Genomic DNA, 19,942 nt, shown 5'->3' with positions numbered 1-19,942 from the left:
TGGGTAAACGTTGGTTTTCGTTTACCTTTCCGGCACGGGATAGTTGTATTGGTCGAAGTAGCGGCTTTCTTGTTTGGGCATCCAGCCTCGTTCTACTGATAATTGCACGCTGAAAGAAGGGTTGAAGTTGTATTTCACCGCAGCACCGATGCGGTCGCCCAAAGTGCCCATATCGTACAAGGGTAGCGGAGTGAAGCGAGTTCGGGCGATGGATTTCTTTCCGTAGAGATAAGCCTCCCAGTGTTCGTCAAAGCGATAACCCAAGGCCGCCGTCAGTCCGGCATCGCGGTATGAGGTGCGGCTCCATATAATGTTGTTGAGATAACCGCCCACGGCGAGCGACAGATTCTTGGTCAGGGGCATGGCATACATGGCCGACAGGTTCTGTGTGAACCCAGCTCCACGAGGTGCGTTCTTGCCCAAAAAAGCGAAAACAGATGCACCAAGGTTGACATTCAGACCGGGGTGAAGATCCCAATTGTACCACCCCAGCCATCCGTAAGGGTACCAACGGAAGGGTAACATCTGCCCGTATGCGTTGATGGTGGGCAGATGCAGTGTGTCGGTAGCCGTGGTTTGTGCGGCCGGCAAATGTCTGTCGATGATGGGTTGGGCATAGGTTCCAGCCGTGTGAGGTTGAAGATTGAGGCCAGCATCAGTAGGCTTGGCTTGCACAGAGTCTGTTTTTTCGGCCGTTGACCGAAATACTTGGCGACGCTCCTGCGCACTGATATTGGTGCAAAACAGCCCTGCCAACAATAGAATGTACATCTTTTTCATCTGCCACAAAGATAGGTTATCGCGCTAATATCGCAAAACTTTTAAGGGTAATTTTATTTTAATTATCAATTGTTATTTTGGTTCTCTGCTTATTTATGCTATTTTTGCGACATACTTTTAAATGATACGACAATGAAGAAAATAGGGTATATCGTGCTTGTCCTTTTATTGGGAGCAGTCACGAACGTGTCGGCGCAGAGCCAAGATAAGAAAAAAGAGCCTTTTGATAAAAAGGTGTCGAAGTTTTTGAAGAAGACCAAGAAGGAGTTGGAGCAGGCCGGACACGAGCTTGGCGATGCCATTGGCTTTAACGACAGGATAGATGGAAAGTCTGACTTGCTGAAAGTAAACGGGTCTTATTACATGCCCTTGTACAGCAAGGATCTGTACAAAGGCGAGGATGCGTTGACGTATCGCAAGACCTGCACGCAGCTGTTTAGAAAGAAATACCCCAAGGTAAGCATCCAGTCGGTGGCTATTCCACAGAAAGAATGGGTACTGGAGACGGTTGAGAAGGATGGCGAACTGGTGGGATATCAACGAACGCTGCACTGTTTCATCATCGCCCGTGACGGTGAAGAGGGGTATATCAATGCCAAATTTACCTATCGACAGTATAAAAATGTGGGACAGGAGTTTCAGAATGTGAAGGGCTGGTGGCCGAAATGGGAGCGTACCGACTTCATGACCAACTCGGTTTACGAACAACTTTTAAATCTATAAAAACTATGAATTTCATGAAATCGCTGTTTGGAAGCAAGGTTGAAAACGAGGAAGAAAAGCGTCGGGAAGAAGAACGAAAGAACTTTGAAACACTGAAATACGATGGTGTTAGAGCGTTACAGATTAACCAAATAGAACAAGCCCTGCGCTGTTTCAGTCACGCCTTACAGCTGCACGATGATCTGGAGACGCGTGATTACTATTCACAGGCATTGATACGAAACAACGACCTGCCTGGTGCCTACGCACAATTGCAGAAGCTGATGGAGGCAAAACCCGACAATTTGCAGATTTATCTTCGCATGGCCGACGTGGCATATATGATGGAAGACTATGTTGCCATGGGCAATGCCTGCGAGAAAGCCATGCTCGTGGACAGTGAAAATCCGCAAGTGTTGTATCGCTATGCCAAAGCCTGTATAGGTCGTGACGACCTTACCAACGCCATTGCCATGCTCACCAAGGCCATCATGTTGAACCCCAAAGCATACGAAGCCTATCTTTTGCGAGGCGAAACGCTGTTGGATTCGGGTGATTTGGACGCTGCGGATGAAGACGCTACCCATCTGTTAGAACAGTTGGCAGACAACGAAGACGTGCTGGTTTTGAAGGCTCGCATCGAACAGAAGAAGGGCAACAAGGCTGAGGCGCTTACCTATTATAATAAGGTGATAGATGTGAACCCATTCTCGATGGTTGCCTTTCAGGAACGAGGACCGCTCAGGATGGAGCTGGGTGATGAGCAAGGCGGTAGGGAAGACATTGAGATGGCCGAGAAGATGGCTGCTCAATTGGCTGCCGATCAGGCCCAAGGTGTTGCTGATGAGGATGTGGAGCAGAAGGTGAAACAGGCCTACAAAAACGTGGACGCATACGGCATTTTCAGCAATTCTTGATACATCGTCTTTAAAAATATTAAAAATGTAAGCTATTTTAATGATTCCTTAGCAAAATGTTTGTTAGTTACAAATAAATCATCTACTTTTGTAATCGAATTAGGAAATATGAGAAAAATGTTGAATCAGTCACACACATCTTATTATTACTTCTATTTTTACTTTGCAAACACTTGTGAAGCGGAAGTTTGTGTGCCATAGTCAATTCAATAAATAACCCCATAAAAGCCTCGCTTCACAATATGTGAAAGCGGGGCTTTTCGCTTGTAGTGCCTCATCAAACAGATAAGGATATGAAGAGAAAGCAAAACAATTCTTCCTGTCACCATGAGGTCGGAAAGGCAAAGAGGAAGAAGATTGAATGATAAGTTCGTGGTCTAACTATAAAATCAACAACAAAATGAACATTCAACCTGCACAACGTGTGAACCAAATACAAGAATATTATTTCAGTAAGAAACTGAAAGAAGTAGCACAGCTGCAAGCCTCGGGAAACGATATCATCTCACTTGCCATAGGTAGTCCTGATATGCCGCCTTCTCATCAAACGGTTCAAAAGCTCTGCGAAGTAGCCAACGACGTTTCTACACATGGCTATCAACCCACCTGTGGTACGCCAGAATTGCGCCAAGCCATGGCACGCTTTTACGAAAAATGGTATGACGTGAGGCTCAATCCACAAACCGAAATACAGCCGCTCATTGGTAGTAAGGAGGGTATTTTGCACGTAACGCTGGCTTTTTGCAATCCTGGAGATGCCGTATTGATTCCCAATCCAGGTTATCCTACATATACTTCGCTGAGTAAATTGTTGGGAGTACAGGTACTCAATTACAACTTACGAGAGGAGAATGCATGGCAGCCCGACTTTGATGAGTTAGAACAAATGGATTTAGCAAAGGTTCGACTGATGTGGACCAATTATCCTCACATGCCTACGGGCGGCAATGCGCAATTGGAGACCTATGAGAAATTAGTGGCATTTGCACAAAAACACAATATTGTGATTGTCAATGACAATCCTTATTCGTTCATACTTAACGACCGTCCATTGTCAATCATGCAAGTAGAGGGAGCCAAAGATTGCTGCATCGAGTTCAACTCTATGTCTAAAAGCTTTAATATGCCAGGGTGGAGAGTGGGCTTGTGCGCATCGAATGCAACGTATATTTCGTGGATTCTCAAGATAAAAAGCAACATAGACAGCGGCACTTTTCGCGGTATTCAGTTGGCTGCAGCTGAGGCATACAATACTAATGACGAAATGTGGCATTATATAAATAATGTGAAGGTGTACAAAGAGCGTCGCAAGATAGCTGAACAGATCATGCAAGTCTTGGGCTGTAGCTATGATCATGCACAAGTGGGGATGTTTTTATGGGGGCGTATTCCTGCCAAATATAAGGATGCCGAGCAACTCACCGAACGTGTATTGCACAAGTCGAACGTTTTTATTACCCCTGGATTTATATTTGGTAGCAACGGAAAACGCTATATCCGAATATCACTATGTGCCAAAGAAACAAAGATGAACGAAGCCTTGATGCGCCTTCAGGCAATGGCATGGTAGTCGGCTATGATGTAGCAAAGTCTTCAAAATAACTGGGAGAATTTGAACAAAACGAGCAATTAGAAATATTTATACGGATAAAGTATTTACCTTTGCCATAGTGTCAAAGGTGATAGAAAATAGAAAAAATGAAATGGAAATAGACTTATTACCACTCAATTTACAAAGTGATGTAAAGCGACCTTTCGTCATTGCGGGGCCTTGTAGTGCCGAAACGGAGCAACAGGTCATGGGGACAGCATGGCAATTGAAAAAGAAAGGATGCCATAATTTTAGGGCTGGTGTGTGGAAGCCCCGCACCAAACCCGGAGGTTTTGAGGGGAAAGGCGAGGAGGCTTTGCCGTGGTTGAAACGTGTGAAGGATGAAACCGGAATGTTTGTTTCTACAGAAGTGGCCATCCCAGAGCATGTAGAGCTGTGTTTGAAGCATGGCTTAGACATCCTTTGGATAGGGGCTCGCACCGCTGCCAACCCCTTTGCCATGCAGGCTTTGGCCGACTCTTTGCAGGGTGTGGATGTCCCTGTGCTTGTTAAAAACCCTGTCAATCCCGACTTGGAATTGTGGATTGGAGCCTTGGAACGTCTCAATAGGGCTGGTGTGAAGCGTTTAGGAGCTATTCATCGCGGTTTTTCAAGCTACGAAAAAACAATGTATCGAAATCTTCCGATGTGGCAAATCCCCATTGAACTGCGTCGCCGTATCCCTGAATTGCCCATCATTTGCGACCCAAGTCATATCGGCGGGCGCAGAGAACTGATAGGTCCACTTAGTCAACAAGCGATGGATTTGGGATTCGATGGACTTATTGTGGAGTCGCATTGTAATCCCGACAACGCCTGGAGCGATGCCAAACAGCAGGTAACCCCTAATGCCTTGGACATCATTCTGAGCATGCTGGTGATTCGTGATGAACATACTACGACCGAAGGTCTGCGTAGTTTGCGCGCGCAGATTGACGAGTTGGATGATGAAATCATGGCACTTTTGTCAAAACGTCTTCGTGTTTGCCGTGAAATAGGGCAGTACAAGAAAGAACACAACATGACCGTGTTGCAGTCAAATCGTTACAAAGAGATATTGGAAAAGCGAGGAAAGCAGGGCGAGCAGTGTGGTATCTCGGCTGAGAGTGTGGCCAATATCTTTGAAGAGATACACCAGGAGAGTGTGAGACAACAACTGAAAATCATTAATTCATAATATAGTTGACAAGTTTACGAGTTTACGAGTTTACAAGTTGACGAGGAGACAAGTAAATAGATTTATTGCTTATAAGACTATCAACCGGTGAACTTGTAAACTCGTAAACTTGTCAACTATATTATGAATTATGAATGATGAATTAAAAACAGGCTATGCGAATACTGATAATGGGTGCAGGCAAGATGGGAAGTTTCTTCCTTGACCTGCTCAGTTTCGACCATGAGACGGCCGTGTACGAGAAAGATCCGAAGCGAATGCGCTTCACGTACAACTGTCAACGCTTCACTTCGTTGAACGAGGTGCGGGTTTTTCAACCCGAACTGGTCATCAACGCCGTGACAGTGAAATACACCATTCCGGCTTTTCAGGAGGTGATGCCCTACCTGCCGACCAACTGTATATTGAGTGACATCAGCTCGGTGAAGACGGGTTTGAAGGCTTTTTATGAGCAGGTGGGCCACCCTTACGTTTCAACGCACCCCATGTTCGGACCCACTTTTGCCAACTTAAACCAGTTGAATGAGGAGAATGCCATTATCATCAGCGAGGGTGATTACATGGGGCGCATCTTCTTCAAGGATCTGTACCAGCGTCTGGGGCTGCACATCTACGAGTACACGTTCGAGGAACACGACAAAACTGTGGCTTATTCGTTGAGCATTCCCTTTGTCAGTACGTTCGTCTTTGCGGCCGTGATGAAGCATCAAGATGCGCCTGGAACGACGTTTAAGCGGCACATGCGCATTGCCAAGGGTGTGTTGAACGAGGATGATTATCTCTTGCAGGAAATACTTTTCAATCCCTACACGCACGACCAAGTGTCGCAGATACGGGTAGAATTGAAAGAACTCCTGAACATCATTGCCAACAAAGATGCGGAAGGAATGAAAAGATATTTGGCAAAAATAAGGCGAAATGTGAAAGAAGATTTGTAGCTTTGCAGCACAAATTAACTTAAAAGCTTAAATATATTTATATCATGTGGTTCTATCACGTTGTAGCTTTCCTCACGGTGGCTATCTGGGGTTCTACCTTCATCTCCACCAAAGTATTGATTCAAAGCGGCATTTCGCCGGCTCAAGTGTACACGTTGCGTTTTTTAATAGCCTATGTGCTGATGTTGTTGTTTTTCCATAAGCATATTTTTGCCCGCACATGGAAAGATGAATTACTGATGGCAGGATTGGGTTTGACGGGCGGAACGGTGTTCTTCCTGGCACAAAATGTGGCGTTGGGTTACTCAACGGCCATGAACGTGTCGCTCATCGTGTGCTCGTGTCCTTTGTTCACCATGCTGCTTCACCGGATATGGTTTAGGGGCGAGCCGCTCGGCAAGTGGCAAATCATTGGCACGGCCTTCTCGTTTGTGGGCATGGCGGCTGTAGTGCTCAACGGTCAATTGGTGCTTAATCTTTCTCCACTCGGTGATTCGCTGGCTTTGCTGGCTTGTATCAGCTGGGCAGTGTATTCGCTATTGCTCAAAAAAGCCAACGAGAAATATCCTACCACCTTCATTACTCGAAAGGTATTTTTCTACGGACTGCTCACCGTGTTGCCTTATTATGCCTTTGAACCAGGGTTTCCAAGTGTCGAAACCTTGATGCAACCCAAGATATTGTACAACCTGCTGTTCTTGGGAGCGGTGGCTTCCATGCTCTGTTTCTGGCTGTGGACGTGGGTGATGTTGCGGCTGGGTGCATTGCAGGCAACCAATTATGTGTATGTGAATCCCGTGACCACCATCATTTTTGCCGCATGGATTCTGCACGAGGAGATAACTGTTTACTTCGTCGTGGGTACTGCGCTGATATTGACGGGCTTGTACCTGAGCAGCCGAAAGGGGCAGGTGCCCGCAGGAAAGACCGCCTGATGCTGCTGAGATGACGTATCTGCTGAGCTTGTTGCTGGGCGTGTTCACCGTGGTAGAGCTGAACTGTGAGAACCTTTTCGACTGCCGCCACGACAGTCTGAAGCATGACGAGCAGTTCCTGCCTTCATCTGATTACCATTGGACACCTAACCGTTATTGGAAGAAAGTGAACCGCATCGGGCAGACCATCCTATCTTGTGGCGAATCGAACGACGGCTGGTCGCTGCCCGATTTAGTGGCCTTGTGCGAGGTGGAGAACGATAGTTGTTTGGTTGATTTGACCAAACGATCGCTGTTACGCAAGGCCCGGTATGAGTATGTGATGACCCATTCGCCTGATGAACGGGGCATCGATGTGGCTTTGTTGTATTCTCCTTTCACGTTTCAGTTACTTCAATCTTATTCTATTCGCATCCATCCCATGAAAGAGATGCGTCCCACGCGTGACATATTGTACGTGAAAGGACGTGTCAGTTTGCGAGACACGCTGCACGTTTTTGTGGTACACGCACCCAGTAGGACAGCTGGTGAACGTCCTACGCGTGCCCACCGCAGATTGGTCATCAATCGGTTGTTGGAGTCGGTTGATTCCCTTCGTGCCTTGTCTGCCCATCCCCATGTCCTGCTAATGGGCGATTTCAACGACTATTCCACGGATGAGAACATCCGACAGTTAACCGTTCATGGCCTTGTAGATGTTTCTCAACACGCCGTTGGCATGCACGGAGCCAAAGGAACGTATCGCTTCCGGGGCGATTGGGGTAGCTTGGATCATATCATGGTGGATGAGCATACGGCGCAAAGATTGGTGGAATGTCATGTGCATGATGCCCCTTTCTTGCTAAAAGACGATGAAAAATACGGCGGAGTGCAGCCTCGGAGGAATTATTTGGGACCCCGTTATCAGAATGGTTTCAGTGACCATTTGCCCTTGGTGGCCAGACTCCGATGGGACGACTGACAGCATCACTTCCCCTTTTCCTATGAAGGGTAGATGCCTGACGCACAGGCTGTTTGTTTTATCTGGTTGTAAAAAAAAACACATGGATGATGTGTGATGACCTTAAAAATTAGTATATTTGCAGAGAAATCATGTACTCGGTGTCGTTCGGCACTGCGATGAAAATCATTAAATACCGATATTTATCATGAAGACAAACCGTAGAACGTTCTTGAAAACATTGGGGACAATTGGGCTTTTTTCGATTGTTCCGCGTAAAGTCTTGGGTGGGAATGGATTTATTTCACCCAGTGACCAGTTAACAAAAGGAATCATTGGTGTGGGAGGAATAGGCAAGTCGTCTTACCATTTCACGAGTTCCGAAGCCTGTAGATTAGTGTCAGTCTGTGATGTTGACCAAAAACATTTGCAGCAAGCCGTTGATTTAGGCAAGAAGAAATTTGGAACTACACTCACCACTTACCATGATTTCCGTGACTTAATCCGTGATCCCAACGTGGATATCGTGCACATTGCCACTCCACCTCATTGGCATGCATTGATGGCAGTTGAGGCAGCAAGGGCTGGAAAGGATGTTTGGTGCGAAAAACCCATGACCCGTACCATAGGAGAAGGTAGAAAGGTTGTAGAAGCCATGCAACGTTATAATCGTATATTTAGGTTGAATACATGGTTCAGGTTTACGGATACGTTCTATGGACTGGGCACAACCGTACAGCCCTTGAAGAAACTTGTGGAAAGTGGAATGTTGGGTTGGCCGTTGAAAGTTGTTGTGTCTGGTGCGACAGGCTTTACCTGGAAATTCTATTGGGTTGGCAAAGACAATCTGCAACCACAACCAGTTCCACAAGAGTTGGATTATGACATGTGGTTAGGTCCGGCTCCCTTCAAGCCTTACAACGCCCATCGTGTACATCAAACGTTTAGAGGATATTGGGATTATGATGGCGGTGGACTCACTGACATGGGGCAGCATTACCTTGATCCCATCCAATATTTCTTAGGCAAGGACAATACCTCACCCGTAAAAGTGGAAGTGGATGCACCTCAGCAGCATTACGATGCAGTAGGAATCTGGCGTAAGATTACCTATACTTACGCTGATGGTTGCCAAATTGTGCTTGAGGGTGAAGGCTACGAAAGCAAGGGAAAGGTGCCGTATATCGAAGGTCCGAAGGGTAAGGTATATAAAGGTTTTGAATGCACCATACCAGACGTGATGAACAAGCTCGCCGAATATCCTGATCCAGAACCGCAGAACACCGACTTCCTGGATTGCATTCGCACCCGAAAGAAGTTTGCACTTAACGAACTGAATGGCCACCATAGCTGCACATTGGTCAACATGGCAACCGTGGCTTTGCGCTTGAATCGCAAGGAATTGGCATTCGATCCCAAGACACAGTTGTTCATTGGAGATGATGCCGCCAATGCTTTGGTCAATCAACCCATGCGTAAAGGATGGAATTTCTAAGGTTCCTAGTTGATAAATGAATTGACAATCTAATCAATCAAATAAACATGAAAAAGCTTCAATATCATATACTTGTATTATTGCTCTTGTGTATATGCACCGTTGGTCATTCGCAAGGGACAGACCAAAGAAACAGAGTAGCCTCGACCATCATAGCTGACGGATTGGCGCAGCTGCCCGCTAACAATGTTGAGACCTTCAACCAGGTAATGGAAGAGATGGCCCAGACGGGTGCGGATGGCATCAAGTCGTTGGTAGGGCTATTCGGTCCAATCAGCAAAGGCGCTAATGCTGCCTATGAATATGCTGTCAATGGCGTGGTAGACTATGTAACCCGACCCGACAAAGCCAATCTTCGGGCTGGCGTGAAAGAGGGTTTGATTCAGGCATTGCGTACTTCTAAGGATCAGGTTTTGCAGGCTTTCTTGATTACGCAGATACAAAAACTCGCCACAGCAGCTGATGTTGCCGTGTTCGAGGCATATCTTAATGACAGCTACCTGCAGCCGTTTGCCATGAGTGCGCTGGCTACAACCCCAGGTATTGATCAATACTTGATAGGCTGGCTGCCCAAGTCGAACTTGCCAAAGCAGACACTGGCTCACCTCATCACGACACGTCAGTTGGTATCACCCGCATTGGAACCGATGCTCTTGTCATGGATTCCCGGGGCAGATTCACAGACGTTGAATGAAATTTACAAGGCCTTGGTGATCAATGGCTCTACGAAAGCCGCCAAAGTGTTGGGCAAACAGGCCAAATCTGTTGGTTATCAATACGAACCAACACATGCAACCGACGCCTACATGCAGCTGCTAACCCACCTGGCAAGCAATGACCCTAAATGGGTAGGCAAGGCTGCCAAGCAGTTGGTAAAGCAACAAAGGCCAGCTATTCGTTGTGCCGCGTTGGAACTGTTGCTGAAGACTTCTGGTTCAAAAGCAACGTCAGAAGTGCTCAAGGCCTTGAAAGATAAGGATGTGCAATATCGGAATACAGCTTTGGCCATGGCTGAAGAATGCGCTGGAAATGGCATTTTCAAAGCCGTTTCCAATCAGATTGACCGACTTTCGGTGCCTGCTCAGATAGACGTGGTTCGTTGGTTGGGCAACAATAAACAACAGAATTTTATTGAGGTTGTTCTCAAGAAGATGATGAGCAGCAATGATGAACTCTCCAATGCAGCCATCCATGCCGCCAGTCAGATAGGTGGACCGCAGGCATTGCAAGGACTGATGGCATTGTTGGGTGGCCCGAAAGCCGACCAAGCGCTACAGGTACTCAAGTCATTCAAAGGCTCTATCCAAGCCGAGGCCCTCAAGGCACTGGGCAATAGCAATGCGTCTGTACAGGCTCAAGCACTGAAATTAATTGCTGAACGCCGCATGTATCAGGCTTACGACGAGGTGTTGCGACTGACCTCTTCACAAAATGCTGTTGTAAAGACTGCCGCTTATGAGGCACTGGGTAGCATTTCTGACTATCAACATTTCGAACCTTTGTGCGAAATGCTGGAACGTGCTGATGCTGCCACGGCTCCACATTTGCAGAAAGCCGCTTTGTATGCACTCCATCAGCAGTCGTCTGCTGAACAGTTCGCTGCCATCCAAAAACGATTGGACAAAACCAATCATCTGCAACTCTATTATCCTATGCTGGCACAGGCAGGCAACCAACAGGCCATCCGTCGGCTGGTGATAGAGTTCCACTACCAGAATCCTTCTATGGCCGATGAAGCCTTCAATTCTTTGTTGAAAATTGACAACGAATCGGTGATAGACGTGCTTGACCAGATTGCATCAACAACGGCCACTCGAAAAGACCAGGCGTTGAAGCGTGCCTTGACACTGACCAAACGTTCGTCACTCAATGGCATGGAAAGGTATTTGTTGTATCGTCGGGCCCTCGAAATGAACCCATCGGTTTCGGTTGTCAACAGCTATCTGTCGGCGTTGGGTAGCATTTATGAGCTGCCTGCATTAACGCTTGCCGCAAAATATCTCGATAAGAAAGAGAATGCCTATCAGGCTGCAACCGTTGTGAAGACCATTATTGCTAAAAACAAAACCCTGCAAGGTGGCGAAACCACCAAGACATGGCTCAACAAAGCCAAGGACATTTTCAGTGCCAAGACCGAAGATGCCGATGCTGGATATGCCATTGATGAAATCAAAGGATTGTTGGGCAAGTGGCAGTCGGATGGCTTTATGAATGAAGTGGTTGACGGCAAGTGCATAGGCAAGGCCTCTGTGGGCAGTGGCGACACTTTCGAAAATGTCGACCTGTACGTGGACTGGCGAACCAAGGGCAAAGGGATGCTGTATCTGCGCTCTATGCCAGAGGTGGTACTGGATGGCGCTACGGGTGCACAGTTTGTGCATGCTGCCGACAGTAAGCTCGTGGCTGTTGAGCAGTACGCAAAGCTCGGTGAGTGGAATACGCTACATGTACGGTTGGTTAACGACCGACTTTTGATTGAATCGAATGGGCGTGTGGTTGCTGAGAATGTCATCATCAAGAACACCCCGACCCGTTTGCCAATCAAAACCGTTGGACAAATTTTCTTCATGGGTGGAGAAGAGGAAATGCAGATTCGTAATCTGATGATACACAAACTGCCTTCTACCCCTGTATTTACCTTGTCAAAAGAAGAGAAAGAAGAAGGTTACGAAGTACTGTTCGATGGCCGTTCGCTCGACAAGTGGGAAGGAAATCTCATCAATTACGTTCCCGTGGATGGCAATATTTATGTAAGTGCCAAGTACGGAGCCGGTGGAAACCTCTATTCAAAGAAGAAGTATAGCGACTTTATCTACCGCTTTGAATTTAGTTTTGTGAAGCCGGGAGTCAACAATGGCATAGGCATTCGTACCAAGCACGGTGTTGATGCTGCCTACGATGGCATGGAGATTCAGGTGCTCGACCATGATGACCCCATCTACAAAGGCTTACATGACTATCAACAGCATGGTGCCGTTTATGGTATCATTGTGCCGAAACATGTCAAGTTCGGTCCTTTGGGAACCTGGAACGTTGAAGAAATTCGTGCCATTGGCGACCGCATCACCGTTACAGTGAATGGCGAGGTGATACTTGATGGCAATATTCGTGAAGCCTGTCAAGGCCACAATGTAGCCCCCGATGGTGGAAAAGTGAATCCATATACGGTTGACAAGAAAAATCACCCCGGACTGTTCAATAAGGATGGTTATATCAGCTTCTGCGGTCATGGTGAGGGTGTGAAGTTCCGCAATGTCCGCATTCTGGATTTAAGCAAGAACAAGAAAACGTCAAAATCAAGAACACGAAGAAGATAGTATTCGCTGTCAACGAAGACAAACATCAGCCGGTTCCGTGCATGGGTCATGGAACCGGCTTTCTTTTTTCATTCCTGTGACCAGTTGCGTACAAGCGAGTTCCCGATAGGTAGGTGAGAATTTTTTAGAGTTCGTATTGTATTGATAATCAGGTAATTTGGTTTACTCATTCAAACTCAATGTAATTGGATGCCAAACTCAATGCTATTGGATGCCAAACTCAATGACTTTGGAGGTCAAACTCTATGCTATTGAAAGCAAAGCCCTATGAGTGCTTGTCGAAGATGGAAAAACATACCGATTTGTACGCTGGATATAATTTGTACAAAAGGACAATTTTTACTTGATAATTTAAGCTAAATCACTTGGAGAATCGAAAAAATATATTACTTTTGCAAGAGGGGTGGAGGGTGCTTGTACGGAGTGTTTACGCCACGGCTGACATCAGTTAGATTATTGCCAGTACCATCAAGTTGTCGTTTCCCCAACATATTTATGAATACGCCTCACGCATCATTCGCTGCGTAATTGTCTGGTTCTTTTCCACTTCGCAGTGGGGATTGGTTTCAACGATGCAGGCAAACAAGAAAATAATTATATAGAAACAACATAAAACAATGTTTGAGAATTTAAGTGATAGACTAGAAAAATCCTTTAAAATACTAAAAGGTGAAGGAAAAATTACCGAGATTAACGTTGCCGAAACGCTGAAAGACGTGCGGCGTGCATTGTTGGATGCTGACGTTAACTACAAGGTGGCCAAGAGTTTCACCGACCGGGTTAAGGAAAAGGCCATGGGCATGAATGTGCTCACAGCCGTGAAACCGGGTCAGTTGATGGTGAAGATCGTGCACGACGAGCTGGCAGAGCTCATGGGTGGTGAGGCTGTTGGACTACAGTTGGAATCCAAACCGGCCATCATTTTGATGTCGGGTCTGCAAGGCTCGGGTAAGACTACGTTCTCAGGGAAACTGGCCAATCTGCTCAAGAGCAAGCAACGGAAAAATCCTTTGCTGGTTGCTTGCGACGTATACCGTCCCGCTGCCATCGAACAGCTGAAGGTTGTTGGAGGCCAGGTGGGTGTTGAGGTGTACAGTGAGCCCGACAACAAGGACGTGGTTGCCATTGCCAAACAAGCCATTCAGCAAGCCAAAGCCAAAGGCAATGACGTGGTAATTATCGATACGGCCGGTCGTTTGGCGGTAGATGAGGAGATGATGGATGAGATAGCTCGCCTCAAAGACGCTGTTCATCCTGACGAAACCCTGTTCGTCGTTGATGCGATGACGGGACAGGATGCCGTGAATACCGCGAAAGAATTTAATGACCGACTTGACTTCAACGGTGTTGTACTCACCAAGTTGGACGGCGATACCCGTGGCGGTGCCGCGCTTTCCATTCGTACGGTGGTGACCAAACCTATTAAGTTTGTGGGTACAGGCGAGAAGATGGAAGCCATCGATGTGTTCCATCCTTCGCGTATGGCCGACCGAATTTTAGGCATGGGCGACATTGTTTCCTTGGTAGAGCGTGCCCAGGAGCAGTTTGACGAGGAAGAAGCCAAGCGTCTGCAAAAGAAAATTCAAAAGAATAAGTTCGATTTCAACGACTTTCTCAACCAGATAGAGCAAATCAAGAAGATGGGTAACATCAAGGACTTGGCTGCCATGATACCTGGTGTTGGCAAGGCAATCAAGGATGTTGACATCGACAACGATTCGTTCAAAGGTATCGAGGCCATCATCAAGAGCATGACACCGAAAGAACGTACAAATCCTGAAATATTGAATTCTTCACGCCGTCAGCGCATTGCCAAAGGCAGTGGAACAGACATTCAGGAGGTGAATCGATTGATCAAGCAATTCGACCAGACGCGCAAGATGATGAAAATGGTCACTGGCAACCGCATGGCAGGCATGATGAGCCGCATGAAAGGGATGCCGAAGATGAGATAATAAGTTAGAATAGAAGGAGGAAAAAACAGAAATGCAACTCATAGACGGTAAGGCTACGGCCGCTGCTATCAAAGCAGAAATAGCCGAAGAAGTGAAAACAATGGTCGCCCAGGGCGGCAAACAGCCTCACTTGGCGGCTGTATTGGTGGGTCACGATGGTGGCAGTGAAACGTATGTAAAGAACAAGGTGAAGGCTTGCGAGCAATGCGGATTCAAGTCATCCTTGATTCGATTCGAGGACGATGTCACCGAAGAAGAACTTTTACAGTGTGTCGACAAGCTGAATAAAGATGAAGACGTGGATGGTTTTATCGTGCAGTTGCCACTGCCCGAGCACATTGATGAACAGAAAATCATCATGGCTGTTGACTACAAAAAAGACGTAGATGGATTTCATCCCATCAACGTGGGACGCATGTCGATAGGACTTCCGTGTTTCATCTCGGCCACACCACTGGGAATCCTCACTCTGTTGCAATATTACAACATTGAGATGAGTGGGAAAAAATGTGTCGTTCTCGGTCGAAGCAACATCGTTGGCAAGCCCATGGCACAGCTCATGATGCAAAAGCAGTATGGCGATGCCACGGTGACGATATGCCACACCAGTTCTAAGGCCTTGAAAGAAGAGAGTCGGCAGGCCGACATTCTCATCGCAGCCGTTGGCAAACCTGACTTTGTTCGGTCCGATATGGTGAAAGAGGGAGTTGTGGTGATTGACGTAGGTACCACGCGCGTGCCCGACGCTTCGCGTAAGAGTGGATTCCGACTCAATGGAGATGTGAAGTTTGATGAGGTGTCTCCAAAGTGCAGTTACATCACACCTGTACCTGGTGGGGTTGGCCCCATGACGATATGTTCGCTGATGAAGAATACGTTAGCGGCGGCAAAAAAGGAATATTACAAATGACAGCAGAAGAATTCTACCAGCAAGGCAACCGCTATCGGCAGCAGGAAAACTGGCAGATGGCACTGAATTGCTATCTGGAGGCCATCGAGTTGGACCCCCAGTCGCCCGCCGTCGCAGCCAAACAAATGGTAGAAGACATTCTGGGCTTTTACAATAAGGATGCATACAATCCTTAAACAACTAAAACAGGATACAATGAGCAAGATGAAAGGAGCCATAGTTGTGAATACCGATCGCTGTAAAGGATGTTCACTCTGCATGGTGGCATGTCCGCAAAAGGTGATCGAACTGGCTCAGAAACAAGTGAACACGCACGGATACAGATATGCACAGGCCGTGAACCCAGATGATTGTGTGGGTTGTGCGGCATGCGGCATCGTTTGTCCGGATGGTTGTATAACCGTTTATAGAAAACGAGTGGAGGCGTAACAAGATGGCAGCAGAACAAGAAATAGTGTTGATGAAAGGGAACGAGGCTATTGCTAACGCAGCGATTCGCTGTGGTGCTGATGGCTATTTCGGCTATCCCATTACTCCCCAGAGCGAAATTATTGAAACGCTGGCAGTACTCAAACCGTGGGAAACCACGGGGATGGTGGTGCTGCAAGCCGAGAGTGAGGTGGCATCTATCAATATGGTTTATGGTGGAGCTGGTGCCGGAAAACGCGTGTTGACGAGCTCTTCGTCACCAGGAATAGCACTGATGCAAGAGGGTATCTCCTACATGGCAGGCGCCGAACTGCCTGGTGTGTTTGTCAATGTTCAACGCGGTGGTCCAGGATTGGGAACCATTCAGCCTTCGCAGAGTGACTATTTTCAGGCAACAAGAGGTGGAGGAAACGGTGATTATCATGTCATCGTGTTGGCTCCTAACTCTGTTCAGGAGATGGCAGACTTTGTTGATTTGGCTTTCGAGTTGGCGTTCAAGTATCGCAACCCAGCCATGATTCTGAGTGATGGCGTGATAGGACAGATGATGGAAAAGGTGGTTCTACCTCCATTCAAGCCCCGTCGCACCGAAGAGGAGATTAAGAAAGAATGCCCATGGGCTACAGTTGGGCGGACAAAGAATCGCAAACCGAACATCATTACTTCGTTGGAACTCAAATCAGAAGTGATGGAAGAGCGTAACTTACATCTCCAAGAGAAATACAACACCATTCAGGAGAAGGAAGTAAGATATGAAACACAGCAGATGGAAGACGCCGATTATATCATCGTAGCCTTTGGTAGTGCGGCTCGAATAGCCGAAAAAGCACTTGAATTGGCACGTGAAGAAGGATTGAAGGTCGGCTTGTTCCGCCCGATAACCTTGTGGCCATTCCCGCAAAAAGAACTCGCAGAGGCTGCACAAGGCAAAAAGGGTGTGCTGGTAGCCGAGATTAATGCAGGACAAATGGTGCAGGATGTGCGGTTAGCCATCAACAATACTGTCAAAGTAGAACATTTCGGACGTCTCGGTGGTATCGTCCCTGAACCGGAAGAGATCGTCAAAGCATTGAAGGAGGAACTGTAGGATGAACAATGATATCATATCTCCCGAGAATCTGGTTTATGCCAAACCGGAACTGATGAACGATACAACCATGCACTATTGTCCTGGTTGTTCGCACGGTGTTGTGCACAAATTGGTGGCCGAAGTCATTGCAGAAATGCAGATGGAGGAAAAGACTGTTGGCGTATGTCCAGTAGGTTGTGCGGTTTTTGCTTATCGTTACCTGGACATAGACTGGCAAGAAGCACCACATGGACGTGCTCCTGCGTTGGCAACGGCTGTGAAACGACTGTGGCCCGACCGCTTGGTTTTCACCTATCAGGGTGATGGTGACCTGGCATGTATAGGCACTGCCGAGTCGATTCATGCATTAAATAGAGGTGAAAACATTGTCATGATATTCATCAACAACGCCATTTATGGCATGACAGGCGGTCAAATGGCACCGACAACCCTTTTGGGTCAGAAGACTAGCACGTGTCCTTATGGACGCGATCCCAAACTACATGGCTATCCACTCAACATCACAGAGTTGGCTTCTAAGTTGGAAGGAACCTGCTATGTCACACGACAGAGTGTAGATACCGTAGCTTCCATCCGCCAAGCGAAGAAGGCTATCAAGAAAGCTTTCACTGCTTCGATGGAGGGAAAAGGGTCTTCACTTGTTGAAATGGTTAGCACATGCAACAGCGGATGGAAGGTTTCACCCGCTAAAGCCAATGAGTGGATGCGCGAAAACATGTTCGATAAATATCCAAAGGGCGATCTGAAAGACAATACAGGCCTATAACCAAACAGGAGGAAACAACGTATGAAGACAGAAATTATCATATCGGGCTTTGGCGGACAGGGTGTACTTTCTATGGGTAAGATCCTGGCTTATTCGGGCTTGATGGAAGAAAAAGAGGTGACATGGATGCCTGCTTACGGACCAGAGCAACGTGGCGGAACGGCCAATGTGACGGTCATTGTGAGCGACGAGCGCATTTCATCGCCCATATTAAGTAAATATGACGTAGCAATTGTGCTCAACCAGCCTTCGTTAGACAAGTTTCAACCGAGGATAAAGCCTGGAGGCATCTTGATATACGATGGTAATGGTATCGTCAATCCACCATCAAGGACGGATATACAGGTCTATCGTATCGATGCTGTGGAGCAGGCTGCCGAGATGAAGAACGCCAAGGTGTTCAACATGATTGTACTGGGTGGACTTCTTAAAGTATGTCCCGTGGTCAGTACAGATGGGCTGCAGAAGGCTCTCTACAAATCTTTGCCAGAGCGGCACCATCACATGATTCCGCTCAACATGCAGGCTGTTGACATGGGAATGAAACTCATTACTAAACAAAGATAACTTGATTTTTATAACTCTCTAATTTTTTTTCAGAGTTGGTCGTAGTGATTACGGCCAGCTCTTTTTACTTCTTCAACTTCGATACATTTGCCATTTTAGCACCATATTGTTAGATTGGAAATGTAAAAAAATGAATACTATTTCTAAATATAAGTCAAGTATATGCTATAAAATGTCAAAATTATTCGCATTTCTTTGGAGGTTATCGTTTTTTTTTCTTACTTTGTCTGTACAAATAGGAAACGAAAACATTATAATTGATTAAATTTAAGGTAAATGAAAAAATTAGGATTACTTATTACCGCAGCTGCCATGGCAGCATCTGTTTCAGCACAGACTGTAACAGAAAGCAAGACATTTGACAACTTTTATATTGGTATTAACGGTGGAGTTGCAACCAAAACAACGGGAAACAGTTGGATGAAGAACTTGAATCCCAATGCAGGTCTTCGCATTGGTCGCAATTTTACGCCAGTTTTTGGTATGGCTGCAGAGAGCAATGCTTACTTCTCTAACAAGCCTCTCGCATCAACCGGTACAGCTGTACGCGCACTCAACACCAGCTTGTTGGGTACTGTAAACCTCAGTAATTGGTTCGGTGGATATACTGGTGAGCCTCGTTCGTTCGAGTTGGTTGGTTTGTATGGATTCGGTTGGGGGCACTTGTTTGGCAACACTGACGCTTACAAGAAGATGAATCACGACAACCTCACCTCTAAAGCAGCTGTTGACTTCGTGTTCAACTTGGGCACTGAGAAGGCATGGCAGTTCTATGTAGAACCAGCTATTGTATGGGCTTTGAACGGTGATGGTACACAACCCATTGAGTACAACATCAACAAGTCAGCAGTACAGTTGAATGCTGGTTTCGTTTACAAGTTCAAGAACTCTAACGGAACCAACAACTTCACCATCGCACAGCTTCGCGATCAGGCCGAGATTGATGGCTTAAATGCACAAATCAACAGTCTTCGTAGCGACTTGAATGGTAAAGACGCACAACTTTCTAACAAGGATCGTCAAATTTCTGATCTTCAGAAAGCACTTGAAGAGTGCAAAAACAAGAAGCCGGTATACGTGAAGCCAGCTACGGCAACCAACCTGCAACCAACGGTTCTCTTCCGTGTTGGCCAGAGCGTTGTAGACCGTTCTCAGATGCCAAACGTTGAGATGATTGCCAAATACATGAAGAATCATAAGGATTCTAAGATCACCATCAAGGGTTATGCTTCACCGGAAGGTCCTGCAGAGCTGAACCAACGTCTGTCAGAGAATCGTGCTAAGAATGTCAAGAACTTGCTCGTAGACAAGTATAAGATTGCTCCCAGCCGCTTGACAGTTGTTGGTATGGGCGTGACAGACAAGCTGTTCAAGGAATATGACTTCAACCGTGTGGCTACTTTCAATGACGATACAAGCGTTGAATAAGCAAC

18 protein-coding genes are annotated in these 19,942 nt (G+C 46.7%); 17 read left to right on the top strand and 1 reads right to left on the bottom strand.

What is annotated here, in order from left to right; genetic code table 11:
• Nucleotides 1–21: 21 nt before the first annotated feature.
• Nucleotides 22–780 carry a hypothetical protein gene (locus tag NQ518_RS05210; RefSeq protein ID WP_227960593.1) on the bottom strand — a complete coding sequence of 253 codons (759 nt, stop codon included), beginning with the start codon at nt 778–780 and terminating at the stop codon, nt 22–24.
• Between the two features lie 132 nt (nt 781–912).
• On the opposite strand from NQ518_RS05210, the gene NQ518_RS05205 reads away from it, so the two are divergent.
• The 17 genes from NQ518_RS05205 (at nt 913) to NQ518_RS05125 (ending at nt 19,937) form a co-directional block, all read left to right on the top strand.
• Nucleotides 913–1,503 carry a teichoic acid biosynthesis protein B gene (locus NQ518_RS05205; protein WP_227960595.1) on the top strand — a complete coding sequence of 197 codons (591 nt, stop codon included), beginning with the start codon at nt 913–915 and terminating at the stop codon, nt 1,501–1,503.
• A gap of 5 nt (nt 1,504–1,508) precedes the next feature.
• Nucleotides 1,509–2,399, top strand: coding sequence for a tetratricopeptide repeat protein (locus NQ518_RS05200; RefSeq protein ID WP_227960597.1), 891 nt, complete (start codon nt 1,509–1,511; stop codon nt 2,397–2,399).
• 400 nt (nt 2,400–2,799) lie between these two features.
• On the top strand, nt 2,800–3,969 hold the full coding sequence (locus tag NQ518_RS05195) for a pyridoxal phosphate-dependent aminotransferase (protein WP_227960599.1): 1,170 nt from the start codon (nt 2,800–2,802) through the stop codon (nt 3,967–3,969).
• A 133-nt stretch (nt 3,970–4,102) separates the two neighbouring features.
• Nucleotides 4,103–5,167, top strand: coding sequence for a bifunctional 3-deoxy-7-phosphoheptulonate synthase/chorismate mutase type II (locus tag NQ518_RS05190; protein WP_227207365.1), 1,065 nt, complete (start codon nt 4,103–4,105; stop codon nt 5,165–5,167).
• Between the two features lie 155 nt (nt 5,168–5,322).
• Complete coding sequence (locus tag NQ518_RS05185; protein WP_227207363.1) at nt 5,323–6,105, top strand: prephenate dehydrogenase; 783 nt, start codon at nt 5,323–5,325, stop codon at nt 6,103–6,105.
• A 44-nt stretch (nt 6,106–6,149) separates the two neighbouring features.
• A complete protein-coding gene (locus NQ518_RS05180; protein ID WP_227960601.1) occupies nt 6,150–7,040 on the top strand; it encodes a DMT family transporter in 891 nt (296 codons plus the stop codon).
• A 10-nt stretch (nt 7,041–7,050) separates the two neighbouring features.
• Nucleotides 7,051–8,001, top strand: coding sequence for an endonuclease/exonuclease/phosphatase family protein (locus tag NQ518_RS05175; RefSeq protein ID WP_227960603.1), 951 nt, complete (start codon nt 7,051–7,053; stop codon nt 7,999–8,001).
• Nucleotides 8,002–8,188: 187 nt separating this feature from the next.
• Complete coding sequence (locus tag NQ518_RS05170; RefSeq protein ID WP_227960604.1) at nt 8,189–9,475, top strand: Gfo/Idh/MocA family oxidoreductase; 1,287 nt, start codon at nt 8,189–8,191, stop codon at nt 9,473–9,475.
• A 47-nt stretch (nt 9,476–9,522) separates the two neighbouring features.
• The gene (locus NQ518_RS05165; protein WP_227960606.1) at nt 9,523–12,792 is read left to right on the top strand and encodes a family 16 glycoside hydrolase; all 3,270 of its coding nucleotides are present in this window, start codon (nt 9,523–9,525) and stop codon (nt 12,790–12,792) included.
• A gap of 617 nt (nt 12,793–13,409) precedes the next feature.
• The gene (gene ffh, locus NQ518_RS05160) at nt 13,410–14,747 is read left to right on the top strand and encodes a signal recognition particle protein (protein WP_227960608.1); all 1,338 of its coding nucleotides are present in this window, start codon (nt 13,410–13,412) and stop codon (nt 14,745–14,747) included.
• A gap of 31 nt (nt 14,748–14,778) precedes the next feature.
• Complete coding sequence (gene folD / locus NQ518_RS05155) at nt 14,779–15,657, top strand: bifunctional methylenetetrahydrofolate dehydrogenase/methenyltetrahydrofolate cyclohydrolase FolD (RefSeq protein ID WP_227207352.1); 879 nt, start codon at nt 14,779–14,781, stop codon at nt 15,655–15,657.
• Entirely contained in the window at nt 15,654–15,833 is a 180-nt protein-coding gene (locus NQ518_RS05150) for a tetratricopeptide repeat protein (protein WP_004348375.1), read from the top strand. The genes folD and NQ518_RS05150 overlap by 4 nt, the downstream gene beginning before the upstream one ends.
• 19 nt (nt 15,834–15,852) lie before the next feature.
• Nucleotides 15,853–16,086, top strand: a complete 234-nt coding sequence (locus tag NQ518_RS05145; RefSeq protein WP_227207350.1) for a 4Fe-4S dicluster domain-containing protein — start codon at nt 15,853–15,855, stop codon at nt 16,084–16,086.
• Between the two features lie 4 nt (nt 16,087–16,090).
• Entirely contained in the window at nt 16,091–17,173 is a 1,083-nt protein-coding gene (locus tag NQ518_RS05140; RefSeq protein WP_227207348.1) for a 3-methyl-2-oxobutanoate dehydrogenase subunit VorB, read from the top strand.
• Between the two features lies 1 nt (nt 17,174).
• A complete protein-coding gene (locus NQ518_RS05135) occupies nt 17,175–17,942 on the top strand; it encodes a thiamine pyrophosphate-dependent enzyme (protein WP_102696814.1) in 768 nt (255 codons plus the stop codon).
• A gap of 21 nt (nt 17,943–17,963) precedes the next feature.
• Nucleotides 17,964–18,509: a 2-oxoacid:acceptor oxidoreductase family protein gene (locus NQ518_RS05130; protein WP_227960610.1), complete on the top strand. Its 546-nt coding sequence runs from the start codon at nt 17,964–17,966 to the stop codon at nt 18,507–18,509.
• Between the two features lie 276 nt (nt 18,510–18,785).
• Nucleotides 18,786–19,937 carry an OmpA family protein gene (locus tag NQ518_RS05125; RefSeq protein WP_227960612.1) on the top strand — a complete coding sequence of 384 codons (1,152 nt, stop codon included), beginning with the start codon at nt 18,786–18,788 and terminating at the stop codon, nt 19,935–19,937.
• Nucleotides 19,938–19,942 lie beyond the last annotated feature (5 nt).

The organism is Hoylesella buccalis ATCC 35310 (assembly GCF_025151385.1).
In the GTDB taxonomy this organism is placed as follows: Bacteria; Bacteroidota; Bacteroidia; order Bacteroidales; family Bacteroidaceae; genus Prevotella; species Prevotella buccalis.
Note: the sequence above shows the minus strand (reverse complement) of the source record. Positions and strands in the feature narration are given on the sequence as shown.